14 protein-coding genes are annotated in these 14,307 nt (G+C 72.0%); 6 read left to right on the top strand and 8 right to left on the bottom strand.

The window, feature by feature from the left end; translation table 11 throughout:
* The first annotated feature begins 286 nt into the window (after positions 1–286).
* On the top strand, positions 287–1,840 hold the full coding sequence (locus ABZ721_RS23115) for a ThuA domain-containing protein (protein WP_358790568.1): 1,554 nt from the start codon (positions 287–289) through the stop codon (positions 1,838–1,840).
* 81 nt (positions 1,841–1,921) lie between these two features.
* Here ABZ721_RS23115 and ABZ721_RS23110 read toward each other — a convergent pair whose 3' ends face one another.
* The 3 genes from ABZ721_RS23110 to ABZ721_RS23100 all read right to left on the bottom strand — a co-directional run bounded on the left by ABZ721_RS23110 (position 1,922) and on the right by ABZ721_RS23100 (position 3,847).
* Complete coding sequence (locus ABZ721_RS23110; RefSeq protein ID WP_358790567.1) at positions 1,922–2,740, bottom strand: tyrosinase family protein; 819 nt, start codon at positions 2,738–2,740, stop codon at positions 1,922–1,924.
* A gap of 61 nt (positions 2,741–2,801) precedes the next feature.
* Positions 2,802–3,209 (bottom strand): tyrosinase cofactor, encoded by a 408-nt coding sequence (locus ABZ721_RS23105; RefSeq protein ID WP_358790566.1) that lies wholly within the window; start codon positions 3,207–3,209, stop codon positions 2,802–2,804.
* Between the two features lie 350 nt (positions 3,210–3,559).
* Positions 3,560–3,847, bottom strand: coding sequence for a hypothetical protein (locus ABZ721_RS23100; protein WP_358790565.1), 288 nt, complete (start codon positions 3,845–3,847; stop codon positions 3,560–3,562).
* A 129-nt stretch (positions 3,848–3,976) separates the two neighbouring features.
* Between ABZ721_RS23100 and ABZ721_RS23095 the strand changes: the two genes are divergently transcribed.
* The 3 genes from ABZ721_RS23095 to ABZ721_RS23085 all read left to right on the top strand — a co-directional run bounded on the left by ABZ721_RS23095 (position 3,977) and on the right by ABZ721_RS23085 (position 8,580).
* Positions 3,977–5,266 carry an EfeM/EfeO family lipoprotein gene (locus tag ABZ721_RS23095; protein WP_358790564.1) on the top strand — a complete coding sequence of 430 codons (1,290 nt, stop codon included), beginning with the start codon at positions 3,977–3,979 and terminating at the stop codon, positions 5,264–5,266.
* Entirely contained in the window at positions 5,263–6,543 is a 1,281-nt protein-coding gene (efeB, locus tag ABZ721_RS23090) for an iron uptake transporter deferrochelatase/peroxidase subunit (RefSeq protein ID WP_358790563.1), read from the top strand. The genes ABZ721_RS23095 and efeB overlap by 4 nt, the downstream gene beginning before the upstream one ends.
* A 150-nt stretch (positions 6,544–6,693) precedes the next feature.
* On the top strand, positions 6,694–8,580 hold the full coding sequence (locus ABZ721_RS23085) for an alkaline phosphatase family protein (protein WP_358790562.1): 1,887 nt from the start codon (positions 6,694–6,696) through the stop codon (positions 8,578–8,580).
* Between the two features lie 52 nt (positions 8,581–8,632).
* On the opposite strand, the gene ABZ721_RS23080 is transcribed toward ABZ721_RS23085, so the two are convergent.
* Positions 8,633–9,145 (bottom strand): cupin domain-containing protein, encoded by a 513-nt coding sequence (locus ABZ721_RS23080; RefSeq protein WP_358790561.1) that lies wholly within the window; start codon positions 9,143–9,145, stop codon positions 8,633–8,635.
* 88 nt (positions 9,146–9,233) lie between these two features.
* Positions 9,234–10,118: an NmrA/HSCARG family protein gene (locus ABZ721_RS23075; RefSeq protein ID WP_358790560.1), complete on the bottom strand. Its 885-nt coding sequence runs from the start codon at positions 10,116–10,118 to the stop codon at positions 9,234–9,236.
* 139 nt (positions 10,119–10,257) lie between these two features.
* Between ABZ721_RS23075 and ABZ721_RS23070 the strand changes: the two genes are divergently transcribed.
* Positions 10,258–11,112 (top strand): helix-turn-helix transcriptional regulator, encoded by an 855-nt coding sequence (locus ABZ721_RS23070; RefSeq protein ID WP_358790559.1) that lies wholly within the window; start codon positions 10,258–10,260, stop codon positions 11,110–11,112.
* A 32-nt stretch (positions 11,113–11,144) separates the two neighbouring features.
* Here the strand turns inward: ABZ721_RS23070 and ABZ721_RS23065 are convergent, their stop codons facing one another.
* Complete coding sequence (locus ABZ721_RS23065; RefSeq protein WP_358790558.1) at positions 11,145–11,804, bottom strand: TetR/AcrR family transcriptional regulator; 660 nt, start codon at positions 11,802–11,804, stop codon at positions 11,145–11,147.
* Positions 11,805–11,856: 52 nt separating this feature from the next.
* On the opposite strand from ABZ721_RS23065, the gene ABZ721_RS23060 reads away from it, so the two are divergent.
* The gene (locus ABZ721_RS23060; protein ID WP_358790557.1) at positions 11,857–13,185 is read left to right on the top strand and encodes an aldehyde dehydrogenase family protein; all 1,329 of its coding nucleotides are present in this window, start codon (positions 11,857–11,859) and stop codon (positions 13,183–13,185) included.
* Between the two features lie 78 nt (positions 13,186–13,263).
* On the opposite strand, the gene ABZ721_RS23055 is transcribed toward ABZ721_RS23060, so the two are convergent.
* On the bottom strand, positions 13,264–13,530 hold the full coding sequence (locus tag ABZ721_RS23055) for a DUF6295 family protein (protein ID WP_358790556.1): 267 nt from the start codon (positions 13,528–13,530) through the stop codon (positions 13,264–13,266).
* 2 nt (positions 13,531–13,532) lie between these two features.
* Entirely contained in the window at positions 13,533–14,276 is a 744-nt protein-coding gene (locus ABZ721_RS23050; protein WP_358790555.1) for a dienelactone hydrolase family protein, read from the bottom strand.
* Between the last annotated feature and the right edge of the window lie 31 nt (positions 14,277–14,307).

The following is a 14,307-nucleotide window of genomic DNA, read 5'->3' as shown; positions in this document are numbered from 1 at the left end:
ACAACGGCCCTTCGAAGGGCGCGGGCCGCCGGGAACCACCGGCGAGGGGCAACTGCCCTCTGTGCGCGAAGCCTTGACGGGGTCCTGGCACGTCGGTTAAATCACCGTCTGGATTAAGTCGTGAAGTAAGTGGAACCCGTACGACTCGCAGGCCGCGACCGACCCGCATCGGCCCCGGCCACCCTCCTTTCCGTCCGGTGTGCCCTCCATCGGCGCGCCCGCGCTCCGTTCTCTCCGCACGATCCCCCCACTGCCCTTCCGCCGTGCCCAGGAGGAACCCCGTCCCATGCTGCAAACCCGCACGGCACGCCCCGTGCACCGCGTACTGATACGGCTGCTCGCCCTCTGCACGCTCCTGCTCGGACTCGCCGCCGTCCCCGACACCGGCACCGCGCACGCGGCGCCCACCTTCAAAGTGCTGGCGTTCTACGACGGCACGTACGACGCGGCGCACATCAGCTTCGTCCGCGAGGCCAACCAGTGGTTCCCGCAGCACGCGGCGGAGAACGGCTTCTCGTACACCGCGACCAGCGACTGGAACCAGCTCAACACCGCGAACCTGGCCAACTACCAAGTCGTCCTGTTCCTGGACAACCACCCGCAGAGCGCCGCCCAGCAGAGCGCGTTCAAGACGTACATGGACAACGGCGGCGGCTGGATGGGATTCCACGTCTCGGCCTACAACGACGCCGGTTCCAACAGCTGGTCCTGGTACCACAACACCTTCCTGGGCACCGGCACCTTCAAGAGCAACACCTGGGGTCCCACCGCCGAGACGCTGAAGGTCGAGGACCGCGCGCACCCGTCGATGGCGGGACTGCCGGGCACCATCGCGTCCTCGGTCAGCGAGTGGTACAGCTGGAACAACGACCTGCGCCAGAACCCCGACATCGACATCCTGGCCTCCCTCGACCCGTCCACCTTCCCGGTCGGCACCGACCCGGCCCAGACGTGGAACAGCGGCTACTACCCGATCATCTGGACCAACCGCCAGTACAAGATGCTCTACGCGAACTTCGGTCACAACGCGATGAACTACGACACCAACACCGCGCTGTCCTCGACTTTCGCAAGCGCCCAGCAGAACCAGTTCCTGCTCAACGGCCTCAAGTGGCTCGGCGGCGGCGCGGCCAACCCGGGCACCGGCTTCACGCTCGGCGTGACGCCGGCCGCGGGCACGGTGGCGCCCGGCGCCTCGGTCACCGCCACGGTCAACACGGCGGTCACGTCCGGTGGCACGGCGCAGAGCGTGGCGCTGACCGCGAGCGGCGCGCCGTCGGGGGCGACGGTGTCGTTCAGCCCGGCGTCCGTGACGTCGGGGAGCAGCTCGACGCTCAAGGTGACCACGACCACGGCGGTCGCGCCCGGCACCTACCCCATCACCGTCAAGGGCACCGGCACGTCCGGCGCCCAGACCACCACGTACAGCCTGACGGTGTCGGGCACCGGCGGCGGCTCGGGCGCGATCACGGGCTACGGCGGCAAGTGCGTGGACGTGGCGGGCGCCAGTTCGACGAACGGCGCCGCGGTGCAGTTGTACGACTGCAACGGCACCGCCGCGCAGAGCTGGGCAGTGGGCGCGGACGGCAGCGTGAAGGCCCTGGCCAAGTGCATGGACGTCACGGGCGCCGGCACGGCGAACGGCACCAAGGTCCAGCTCTACGACTGCAACGGCAGCGCCGCGCAGAAGTGGACCGTGGGCGCCGGCAGCACTCTGGTCAACACCGGTTCCGGTCGTTGCCTGGACGCGACGGGCCCCAGCTCCGCCAACGGCACCCGCCTCCAGATCTGGACCTGCAACAGCGCCGCCGCCAACCAGCAGTGGCACCTCCCCAGCTGACCGAGCGGTGATCCCCCGGGCAACCGGGGGATCACCGGTTCCGCTTCCGGCGCGGACCCGCACGAACCGGATCGGATCGGATCAGGCGTAGGTGTAGCGGGAGGTGTGGTCGAGGAGGTCGGCCGGGGTGGTGTCGTTCCAGGGTTTCATCGGCTCGCGCAGGTCGACGACGTCCGGGGTTCCCGCCGCCGGCAGGTACGGCGAGGTCGGGTGCAGGCGCTGCCAGTCCGCCCACAGCTTGTCTATGAAGCAGTGGTGCAGCCAGAACACCGGGTCGTTGGGCGACACGCCCGTGCCCATCTGGCCGCCCACCCAGACGTGGACCCGGTTGTGCAGGTTCACCCCGCGCCAGCCCTCCAGGTGGTTGCGGAAGCCCTCGGAGCGGCTGTTCCACGGGGCCGTGTCGTAGACGGGCATGGCGAGCACGGAGTCGGCCTCGGCCCTGGTCGGCAGGGGGCGGTTACCGCCGCCGAGGCTGCGGCGCAGGAACGCGCGGGAGTCGAGGCGGACGTTCACGGTCCACCGCCCGGCGCTGTGGGCGAACGGACCGGTGGTGACCTGGGCGTCACCGGCGCGGCCGTCGCCGCCGAGGAAGTCCGCGCTCCACAGGGAGGCGGTGGCCGTACGGTCCTGGGTCCAGTCCCAGTACGGCAGCATGACCTGCGGGTCGACCGACTGCAGCGCCTGCTCGAACTCGAGCAGGAAGCGGCGGTGCCACGGCAGGAAGGACGGCGAGCGGTGCCCGACGCGCTCCCCGTTGTCGATGTCGGACATGATGAACGCGTTGTGCGTGACGACGAACCGGTCGTACCGGCCGGTGCGCTTGAGTTCCAGTACGGCGTCGACGAAAGCGCGCTTCTGCGCGGTGCTGAGGTTCGCCTGGTTCTGACGGACTGCCATGAGACGTCTTCGTCCTCTTCGGGTGGCTCGGATGATGCGGGTGGCGCGGGCGGTGCCCCGGTCAGAGAACCGGTTCGAGTGCGGCGCCCTGCAGCTCCAGCACCGCGGCCCGTGCCGCCGCACGCGGCGTGGCGAACGTCTCGTAGTGGTTCACGACGCTGATCCAGGAGGAATCGGCGTTCTGCATCACATGCAGTTCCCTGCCGTCGACGAACACGGCGTAGCCAGGGCCTCCGCGGTGGTGTCCGCCGACGGTCCGCGGCGCCCCCTGTATGCGCCGCCCCCGGTAGGTCTCGTCGAACGCCTCTGCTCCGGAGTGCGCGACGGTCCCGGCGGCAGCGTTGGCGTCAGTCGCGGGGCGCCGGGCGGCCAGCGCCACCGGCAGGCCCAGCGCGAGGCCGGTGAACGTGACGGCGGCGGCACCGGTGACGGCGCCGCGCAGCACGCTGCGGCGGTTGAGTTCGGACATGTACGACCCCCATCGTGTCGCCCTCGGGCACAGCGGCCCAGAAGGCAAGATCCCCATGGGTGGTCACCTTTCGTGACCTCCCGACGGGGATGTTCGCAGGGGTGAGCGCGGGCGGAAAGGAGTGTCGGCAAGGTTGGCTCCTTACCGGACATTCCCGCGCAAGACGTCAAAAATTGAACGAGATGGATCTTGTCGAATATCCCGCCCCCTGGCCCTTACAGCGGGAGTTCTTACTGTTAATCGCTTTACGTACAGCGAATTTTCCTGTCGTACGGGGATTTTGGTGACCTCTCCCACTCAAAGATCACGACGCAAAACCCCACCGACAGCGGGCCGACGACCGCGTCGGTTCACACCACGAGGCGGGCCGGCATCGTCCGGTCGACGTCGCCCAGACTCAGGACGCACTGCGGCACGCTGGAGCCGAAGCGCGGCTGGTGGACGCGGATCTGGAACGGCTGGGCAGGGTCGTCGGGCAGTTCGGCGGTCAGCACGCTCAGCCCGTTCCCACGCACCCGCTCGTGGTCGACCTCGTGACCGTCGACCAGCACCTCGATGTCACGGTGCACGCCGGCCCGGATGTTCACGGTGATCGAGTGACCCAGGTGGTCCAGGTGAAAGTGATGACGTCGGACCACGGCGCACCTCCGGAGCTGGGCTTCCCACCAGCGTAAACCCGTCCTGCGGAGCCCGCGCCCCGTGTCGGCGGCCCGGCCGGAACGGGGGGTGCCTAGCATGTACCGTCGCCGACATTCCGGGAGGCCGCTGTGTCCGGCTCCGTCTCCGATCCCGGCCCGCCGACCGCCGGCCCCTCGGCCAGCACTTCGGCGCAGGCCGCGTCCTCACAGCGCCACCGGCTGAGGCGGGCAGCCGTCGTCGCCGCCGCCGGTGCTCTGATCGCGGGGGTCGCCCTCTGGGCGGGATCCCCCGACGGCCCGCGGCCACCGGACGATCCGGCCCCGCGACGCCCGGCCGACGCCGACGGCCTGCCGCACATCTCCGTGGAGGTGTCCCGGAGCAGCTGCGGTCAGGGATGGGAACGCCCGCGGCCGGGGCCGCAGGTCTTCGATCTGCACAACACCTCCAGCGGTGCGACCGAGGTCGAGCTCCTCGATCCGGCCACCGGCGCGATCCACGGCGAGGTGGAGGGACTGGCACCCGGCACGACGCGGCCGCTGCGCGTGGCGCTGGGCAGCGGGGTGTACGCGTTCCGGTGCCTGCCCGACGACGCGGACGCCGTCACCGGTCCCACGGTTCGGGTGACCGGAGGCTCGGCCCCTCGGGGGCCGGCCGCCGTGCCCGTGACGGCACACGACCTCATCCCGCCGACGCTGGCCTACCAGCGGTGGATCCAGGCCAGAACCGTCGAGCTGGCGCAGCGGACCGATGCGTTGTCGGACGCCGTCGACGCCGGTGACCTCCCGGCGGCCCGGCGCGCGTGGCTGCCCGCGCACCTGGTCTACGAGCGCATGGGCGCGGCGTACGGGACCTTCGGGGACGCCGACTCGGCGATCAACGGCACGACCGCGGGACTGCCCCGCGGCCTCGCCGACCCCGGCTTCGCCGGGTTCCACCGCGTCGAGTACGGGCTGTGGCACGGCGAGTCCGCGACCTCGCTGCGCCCTCCGGCGAACGCTCTCGCCCGAGCTGTACGAGCGTTGCGCGACCGGTGGCCGCAGGAGCGGATGGACCCCGCGGACCTGGGACTGCGCGCGCACGAGATCCTGGAGAACACCGTGCAGGCGGAGCTGACCGGGCGCACCGACTACGGCAGCGGCAGCAATCTCGCCACCGCCCGCGCCAACCTCGACGGCACGCGCGAGCTGCTCAGCCGGTTGCGGCCGCTGCTGGTGACCCGAATGCCGGAACTGCCGCGCCTGGAGGCCTGGTCGGACCGCACCCAGCACACTTTGGACTCCTTCGACCGGAACGGGGCCTGGGCCGCACTGAACACCGTGACCCGTGCGGACCGGCAGCGCATCAACAGCGACGTGGGCGAACTGGTGGAGCGGCTGGCACCGGTGGCAACCCTGTGCGAGGTGCGGAGAACGTCATGAGCGGTGTGCGGAACGAACGATGTGCGGAGGACGGCATGAGCACGGTGCGGCGACGCGGCTTCCTGCGCGGTGCGGCCGCCGGCGTCGGGGCCGCGATGGCTGCGGGCACGCTGACCGGGGGCGCGATGGCCGGAGATGCAGCCTCGTCCGACGCCGGCTCCACGGACACACCCCCGCCCGCCGCCGGTTTCCACGGCGCGCACCAGAGCGGCATCCTCACGCCGCCCCGGCGCGCGACGGCGATGGTCTCGTTCGACGTGACCGCCGAGGACCGCAGGGAGCTGACGGAACTCCTGCGCACGCTCACCGACCGGGCCCGGTTCCTGGCCACCGGCGGCACACCCCCACCGCTGGGGATCACCGCGCCGCCGTCCGACTCCGGTGTGCTCGGCCCGCAGGTGCCCGCCGGTGACCTGACCGTCACGGCCGGGGTGGGGAGCTCCCTGTTCGACGCCCGCTTCGGGCTGACGAGCCTCAAGCCGTTGCGCTTGGGCGCGATGCCGACCTTCCCCGACGACGATCTCGACCCGGCCTGGTGCCACGGCGACCTGAGTCTGCAGCTCTCCGCGTCCAGCCCGGACGTCGTGCTGCACGCGCTGCGCGACATCGCCCGCCACACCCGCGGCGGCATGCAGGTGCGCTGGCGCCTCGACGGCTTCACCAGCCCGCCCCGCCCGAGCGGCACCCCCCGCAACCACCTGGGGTTCAAGGACGGCACGGCCAACCCGGACACGTCGCGGGCGGCCGAGGCGGACCGGCTGCTCTGGGTGGGCGCGGGGGCGGAGCCGGTGTGGGCCACCGGCGGCACCTACCAGGTGGTGCGGCTGATCCGGACGCTCGTCGAGTTCTGGGACCGGGTCTCCATCACCGAGCAGGAGCGGATGATCGGCCGTAGCCGGGACAGCGGAGCGCCCCTGGACGGCTCCGCCGAGTTCGACGCCCCCCGGTACGCCCGGGATCCCCAGGGCGACGTGATCCCCCTCGACAGCCACATCCGACTCGCCAACCCCCGCAGTCCGCAGACCGAGGGACAGCGCATCCTGCGCCGCGGCTACAACTACGACCGCGGCATGGACATCAACGGCAACCTGGACATGGGGCTGATCTTCTGCTGCTACCAGCAGGACCCGGTCCGGCAGTTCGAGGCCGTGCAGCGGCGCCTCGCGGGCGAGCCGCTGGCGGACTACACCACGCCGTTCGGCGGCGGCTACTTCTTCGTCCTGCCCGGCGTGCGGGACCGCACCGACTGGCTGGGCCGGGGGCTGCTGCTCGCTTAGGGGTCAACGGCGCGTCAAACCTTGCCCGTATCCCCTCGAACGGAAGTTCTCCGGAGTCAGACTGAGAGGCAGTCAGGGTGTCGCGGGCCGCACGCGGCGTCGCGTTCCGTAACCTACGTCGACCGGTCGACAGCGGAGGCTGACCACACCATGGGCAACGCAGGAAGAACGACCGAGCCGGGACGCCGGACCGCGCGCTGGGCAGCGTTCGCCGGTGCCGCCGCGCTCGCGCTCCTCGGCGGCGCGGGCCCCGTTCTGGCGGACGCGCCTGACCAGCACCCCGGGGGCCACGGCCCGACCGCCACCCCGATCGAGCACCTGGTCGTGATCTTCCAGGAGAACGTCTCGTTCGACCACTACTTCGGGACCTACCCGGTCGCGGCGAACACCGACGGAACGCCGTTCACGGCAGACCGGCGCACGCCGCGCGGCATCGACACCCTGCGCACCGCCGGGCTGCTGACGCGGAACCCGAACCAGTACCTGCCCAAGCGCCTCGGCCCGCAGCAGGCCATGACCTGCGACCAGAACCACAACTACGGCCCCGAGCAGTACGCGGCCGCCGGCGGCAGGGCCGACCAGTACGTCCAGAACACCGACTCCGGCACGTGCTCCGGCACCCTGTTCGGCGAGCCCGGCCTGGTCATGGACTACTACGACGGCAACACCGTCACCGCGCTGTGGAACTACGCGCAAGCCTACTCGCTCGGCGACAACTCCTTCGGCACGACCTACGGGCCGTCCACCCCCGGCGCCATCAACCTCGTCTCCGGCCAGACCCACGGAGTGATCTCCGTCGACCCGGCCTCCGGCACCGAGCACCCGCGGCAGACCGCCACCCCCGACCCGTACACCGTGGTCTCGCCCGACGCCCACGGTGTCGGCACCATGATCAACGACCCGGACCCGGCCTTCGACGACTGCTCGAACGCGGACCACAGCGGCAAGAACGCGCTCGCGGTCATGCGGGGCCGCACCATCGGTGACCTGCTCAACGCGCGCAAGGTCAGCTGGGGCTGGTTCCAGGGAGGCTTCCGCCCCAGCACCGCCTGGGACGGCCGGCCGGGCCACTACGCGAAGTGCGCCGGCAGCACGCACACCAACCTGGGCGGCGCCCCGGTCATCGACTACAGCCCGCACCACGCGCCGTTCCAGTACTACCGGTCGACGTCCAACCCGCACCACCTCGCGCCCGCGAGCGTCGCCGAGATCGGCCACGACGGGCGGGCCAACCACGCCTACGACCTCGCCGACTTCGACAGCGCGCTGCGGGCGGGAAGCCTGCCCGCGGTCAGCTTCCTCAAGGCGCCGCAGTATCAGGACGGCCACGCCGCCTACTCCGACCCGATCGACGAACAGCACTTCCTCGTCGAGCAGATCAACAAGGTGCAGCGGGCCCCGCAGTGGAGGCACACGGCCGTCGTCGTCGCCTACGACGACTCCGACGGGTGGTACGACCACGCGTACGCCGAGCCGGCGAACGGCTCGAAGGACACCACGATCGGCTCCAACGGCAAGTCCCTCGACAGCCCCGCCTGCCAGGCCGGGCCGCCCGCGGCCGGGGGCTACGCCGACCGCTGCGGCCCCGGCACGCGCCAGCCGCTGCTGGTCATCTCCCCGTACAGCAAGGTCAACTCCGTCGACCACACCCGCACCGAGCAGGCCTCCATCACCCGGTTCATCGAGGACAACTGGCACACCGACCGGATCGGCGACGCGTCCTTCGACACCCGGGCCGGGTCGCTGCTGGGGGCCTTCGACTTCCGGCACCCCAACGGCAAGCAGGTCCTGCTCGCCGCGGACGGGTCGGTGCGCTCGGTCCGGGACATCCCCCGGGCCTCGGCCCCCGCGCCCGTACCGTCCCCGGCGCCCGCGGCGCCGGGCGGCGGTGACCGCGTGTCGACGCAGACGCTCGCCGACTCGGGTCCCTCGGCCGCTCTCCCCCTGGGCATCACCGCCGGCGTCCTCGCAGCCGGCGCCGCCGTCCGGGCCCTCCTGCTGCGCCGCCGCAAGGCGCGGACGGCCACCACCCGGTAGCGGCGGGCGGGGGGAAGCCGGCCTGGCGACCGCGCGGGCGGCCCCGGACCGCTCAGCCGGTGCGCGGCCCCACGGTGAGCGGGGTGAGCTGCTGGATGTCGTGACGGGCCCGTATCGCCGCGATCGCCGCCTGGTCGGGCGGCCCGCCCGCGCCGAGCACGTCGGCGATCTCCCGCAGATACTCCTCGTGGCCGGAGGGCGAGACCAGGAAGAGCATCCGGGCCGGCTCCGAGGTGGGGTTGAAGAAGGCGTGCGGGCAGCCGGCGGGCACGAACATGAAGCTCCCCGGCCCGCCCCGCATCACCTTGGCGCCGCTCTCCGACTCCCAGGAGCGCCAGTCGCCGCCGGCCCGCGTGGCCGGTTGGAAGGCGAGGAGGTCGAGTTCGCCCTCCAGGACGTAGAAGACCTCCTCGGCCCGGTCGTGCAGATGCGCTCCGACGTCGAACCCGGGGGCGATCTCCGCCTCGAACGTCGACCAGACCGTCGACTGCTCCGCTCCGGCCTTCAATGTCATGTTCTGGATCCGCCGGCCGCCGCCGGGCGGTAGCAACAGTCCATCGGTCATGGCTCCTCGATTCCTCACGTCAGGTGGGGTGGTGCGGCGTGGGCCCGCGGTGCGGCCTGGGGGTCGAACCGTTCGGGGAAGCCGGACCTCAGGGCTTCCATTGCGTCGTGCGCAGCCAGCTCTCCAGCGTCAGCAGGTCCGGGTGCTCCGCCCGCAGCGCGTCGAGATCGGGGGAAGCGGCGGGGTGCTCGTCGAAGAACGCGAACATCTGGCCGAGTTGCTCGTCGAAGGCGCGGATCTGCTCGACGGGCACCTGCCGGAAGCGCGCGGGCAGCCCGCAGTGCCGGCCGAATGTCTCCGCGATCTGCGCAGGGGTCAGGGTGTCCCCGGCGATCACGACCGTCCGGCCGAAGAAGCGGTCGGGCCGGTCGAAGGCGATCGCGGCGAACGTGCCGATGTCGCGGACCGCGATCAGGGACATCGGCGCCTCGGGCCGGACGGCGAGGCCGACCGCCAGTTCCCCGTCCAGCAGGGCCGGCCGGTTGTAGGTGGCGAAGTTGTCCATGAAGGAGACCGGGCGCAGCACCGTCGCGGGCACCGCCAGCGAGGCGAGGTGCTCCTCGATCCGCCGCTTGCTCTCGTAGTAGGGGATGCCGCTGCCGGCGTCCGTGCCGTTGAGCGAGGTGTACACCAGATGCTCGATGCCCAGTTCCGCCGCGAGCTCCGCGACGGCCCTGCCCCGCCGCTCCTCCGCCAGCACGCCTTCGGGGCTGATCCGGGGACCGGCCATCATCGTCAGGACGAGGAACACGCCCCGCACTCCGCGCAGGGCGCTGCGCAAGGACGCCGGATCGTCCAGATCGCCGACGACGAGGTCGGCTCCCGCGCCGGCCAGGGCCTGGGCGGGGTGCGAGGCGGGGTCGCGCACCAGGGCGCGGACCGGCCGGCCGCGGTCCAGCAACGCCCGTGCGGTGGCGCCTCCTTGCTGACCGGTGGCGCCGATGACCAACACGGATCCCTGCTGACCGGCCATGGCGAAGCTCCTGGTGATCTCCGGCGATCGATGGGCTGCGCTCGTTACGATAGGGCGGTCGGCGGGGCCGGTCCTGGTAGTGATACTGCTACCCAGTGGCCGGCCGGACCGCCCAGGGCGGTCGGGGGGCCAGGTCGGTATGAGGGATGGTCAGGGGAATCCGCAGACGGCCCGGCGCGCCGAACTCGCCGCCTTCCTGCGGGCCCAGCGGGCACGGCTGCGACCGGCCGACGTGGGGCTGCGCGAGTACGGCGAGCCGGGGCTCCGCCGGACTCCCGGCCTGCGGCGGGAGGAGGTCGCCGAGCTGTCCGGGGTCGGGGTCACCTGGTACACCTGGCTGGAGCAGGGGCGGGGGATCACGGCGTCGGCCCAGGTGGTCGACGCCCTGGCGCGTGCGCTGCTGCTCGACCCCGACCAGCACCGCCACCTGCGGCGCCTCGCCGGGCTGACCGCCCCGGCGGTCGGCACACCGGCCGACGGCGACCTCGCCCGCCTGCAGCGGCTGGTCGACGCGGTCGCCCCGACGATCGCGTGCCTCTACGACGTCCACTTCGACTACGTGGTGTGGAACACCGCCTACGCGCGGGTGCGGCACGACCCCGCGTCGTTCTCCGGCGACCGGCGCAATCTGCTGTGGATGATGTTCACCGATGCGGAGAACCGGGCCAGGATGGTGCGCTGGGAGGCGGCCGCGCGGTCGGTGCTGAGCCAGTTCCGGGCGGCTGTCGGGGAGCGGCCGGACGATCCGCGGTTCGCGGAGATGGTGGCGGAGCTGACCGGGGCCAGCCCGGAGTTCCGGGCCTGGTGGGCGGAGTACCCGATCCGCTACTTCCGGCCGGCGACCACGGCGATCGACCATCCCCGGGCCGGGCGGCTCGACCTGGAGATCTTCCAGGTCCGCCCGGTGGAGGACCCCGAGTTGCTCCTCGTGCTGCAGGTGCCCGCGGACGACGACTGCCTCCGGCGGGTGCGCGCACTGCTCGACGAGGTCTGACGGGAGGGTCCGGCGGCGGGCCGGCCGGCGGATCAGGCGGGGCGGGCGCCGAGGGCGCGGAGCAGGAACGGGCGCAGTTCGCGCACCAGCGCCTCACCTGTGGGAGCCGCACCCGCGGGTCCGTCGGCCCTGCCGGACGGATCAGACGGATCGGGCGGCCCCGGTGTCAGGAAGACCCGGCTGACCATCGCCCCCACCACCAGGTCGGCCAGCACGTGCGGGTCGTCCAGCGGCGGGATGTCGCCGCGCGCGACCGCGCGGGCCACCAGCGCGGCGGCCCGGTCGCGGACGGGCTGGACGACGGCTTCGTCCAGGACGCGGGCCAGCGCCGGGTTGTGGGCCGACTCGCCGATCAGGACGTGCAGCAGCCGGCCCCCCGGCCCGTCCAGTGTCCGGGCCTTGTCCCGCAGCAGGGCGGTCAGGTCGCCGTCCAGGGTGCCGGTGTCCTCGCCCGGCCCCAGGTCACGGGCCCACTGGGTGGCGGTGCCGATGACCAGGTCCTGCTTGGAACTCCAGCGGCGGTAGAGCGTCGCCGTCGACACGCCCGCCCGCTTGGCGACCTCGGCCGTCGTCAGCGCGCCGTAGCCCTTCTCGTACAGGACCTCCAGCGTGGCTTCGAGCAGGACACGGTCACGGCCGACGTCACGGCGCCTGCCGCGTACGGGGGAATCGTTCTCGGTGTGCTCGGTCACGTCACCAGGCTATACGAAACGAAAGCTTTTCGTTTTGTGTACGTTGGATCCCATGACACACCGAGACGAAACCCCGGACCTGGACGCCGCCGCCGTCGTCGGCCGCCTGCGCGCCACCTTCGCCACCGGCCGCACCAAGGCGACGACCTGGCGCCGTGCCCAGCTCACAGCCCTGCGCACGCTGCTCGCGGACAACAGCGACGAGATCACCGCCGCGCTGCGCGCGGACCTGGGGAAGGGCGTGAAGGAGGGCTACCGGACCGAGGTGGGCTTCACGATCAACGAGATCGACCACACCCTCGAGCACCTCGAGACCTGGCTGGCCCCGCGCCCCGCCGCGCTCCCCGACAAGCTCCTGCCGGCGCACGGGTACGTCGTCCGCGAGCCGCTCGGCGTCGTGCTGGTCATCGCCCCGTGGAACTACCCCCTGCAGCTGGCCCTGGCGCCCCTGGTCGGTGCCCTGGCGGCGGGCAACTGCGCCGTCGTCAAGCCCAGCGAGCTGGCACCCGCCACCTCCGCCACGATGGCCAAGCTCCTCCCCCGCTACCTCGACACCGAGGCCGTGACGGTCGTCGAGGGCGCGATCCCCGAGACCACCGCGCTGCTGGCGCAGCGGTTCGACAGCATCTTCTACACCGGCAACGGCACCGTCGGCCGGATCGTCATGACCGCCGCCGCCAAGCACCTGACGCCGGTCACGCTGGAGCTGGGCGGCAAGAGCCCCGCCGTCCTCGACCGGGACACCGACCTGGCCGCAGCGGCGCAGCGGATCGCGTTCGGCAAGTTCCTCAACGCCGGCCAGACCTGCGTCGCCCCCGACTACGTGCTGGCCATCGGGGACACGGCCCGGTCCATCGAGCCGCTGCTCACCTCGGCCGTGCACGATCTGTACGGTGACGACGCGGCCGCCTCCAGCGAGTACGGGCGCATCGTCAACGAGCGGCACTTCGACCGGCTGACCGGCCTGCTCGACAGCGGCCGCATCGTGACCGGCGGCACCCACGACCGGGCGACGCGCTACCTGGCGCCCACCGTGCTCGCCGACGTCTCCCCCGACTCCCCCGTCATGAAGGAGGAGATCTTCGGGCCCGTCCTGCCCATCGTGTCCGTCCCGGACCTCGACGCCGCGATCGCGTTCATCAACGAGCGCGACAAGCCGCTGGCGCTGTACGCGTTCACCTCGTCCGACGACACCAAGCAGCGGCTGCTGACCGAGACCTCGTCCGGCGCGCTCACCTTCGGCATCCCGGTGGCCCATCTCACCGCCCCGGAACTGCCCTTCGGCGGCGTCGGCGAGAGCGGCATGGGCCGGTACCACGGCGAGTACTCGATCGACACCTTCAGCCACAGCAAAGCGGTCCTGGACAAGCCGCTGGCCTGACGGCCCCGCGGCCGCAGGGCCGTCAGCACGGCGGACCGCCGGCGCGTCAGACTGCCAGCACGTCAAACCGTCAGGACGTCAGGCCGCCAGCTCGGCCGGGACCGATGCCAGCGCCTCCTGGATCGCGGCGATCAGCCGGCGGCCGGACTCCGCGGTCAGTTCCAGCGCGACCCGCGCCGAGGGTCCCTTGGACGGGTCGGTGAAGTCGATGTTGAGGGTGTGCTCGGCCATGGCGTGCACCGGGTGGTCGAAGTACACCGTCACGTCGGTGACGTGGAACCAGGAGCCGTTCGGCCCCTTGGCGCTGCCGTCGACGCAATCCTTGACGGTCGCGTAGGTGCACATGCTCAGGCCCCCAGGTGTTCGGCGTAGAAGGCGGCGATCCGTTCCCAGCCGTCGTTGGCCGCCGCCACGTCGTAGGCGGGGCGGTCCGCCGAGAAGAAGCCGTGACCGGCGCCTTCGTAGCTGTGGAACGTGAAGTCCTTGCCGTTGGCGGTCAGGATCTTCTCCAGTTCGGCCACCTGTTCGGGGCCGGGGTACTTGTCCTCGGCCCCGAACAGCCCGAGCAGCGGAGTGCGCAGCCGGGGCAGCTGGTCGACGAGGTTGGAGATCCGCATCGGGAAGCCCTCGGGCACGGTGCCGGTGACGAACGCCCCGTAGCAGTCCACCGCCGCGTCCACCGCCAGGTTGCAGGCGACCAGCACGCTCTGCCGGCCCCCCGAACAGTGCCCGATGACGCCGACCCTGCCGTTGGCGCTGGGCAGCGCCCGCAGGCGGGTCACAGCGGCGTCGATGTCGCCGAGCACGCGCTCGTCCGGTGCCCCGCCGCCCGCCCGGGCCGCCGCGGCCGCGTCGTCGGGCGCCGCTCCCGGCGCCTCGCGGTAGAAGAGGTTGGGGCAGATCGCGTCGTAGCCGAGCTCGGCGAAGCGGCGGACCATCTCCTTGGTGCCCCGGTCGTAGCCGGGCATGTGGTGGATGACGACGACGCCCCCGCGCCGCTGCGGGCCCTGGGGCCGGGCCAGGTACGCCTCGATCTCGTCGCCGCCGTGCCCGGTGAGCCGGATGGTCTCCGCAGTCAGGGAATCACTCATGGAACAGCTATACCAGCCCGGCGGCCCGGCG

It is taken from the genome of Streptomyces sp. NPDC006733 (assembly GCF_040636125.1).
In the GTDB taxonomy this organism is placed as follows: Bacteria; Actinomycetota; Actinomycetes; order Streptomycetales; family Streptomycetaceae; genus Actinacidiphila.
Note: the sequence above shows the minus strand (reverse complement) of the source record. Positions and strands in the feature narration are given on the sequence as shown.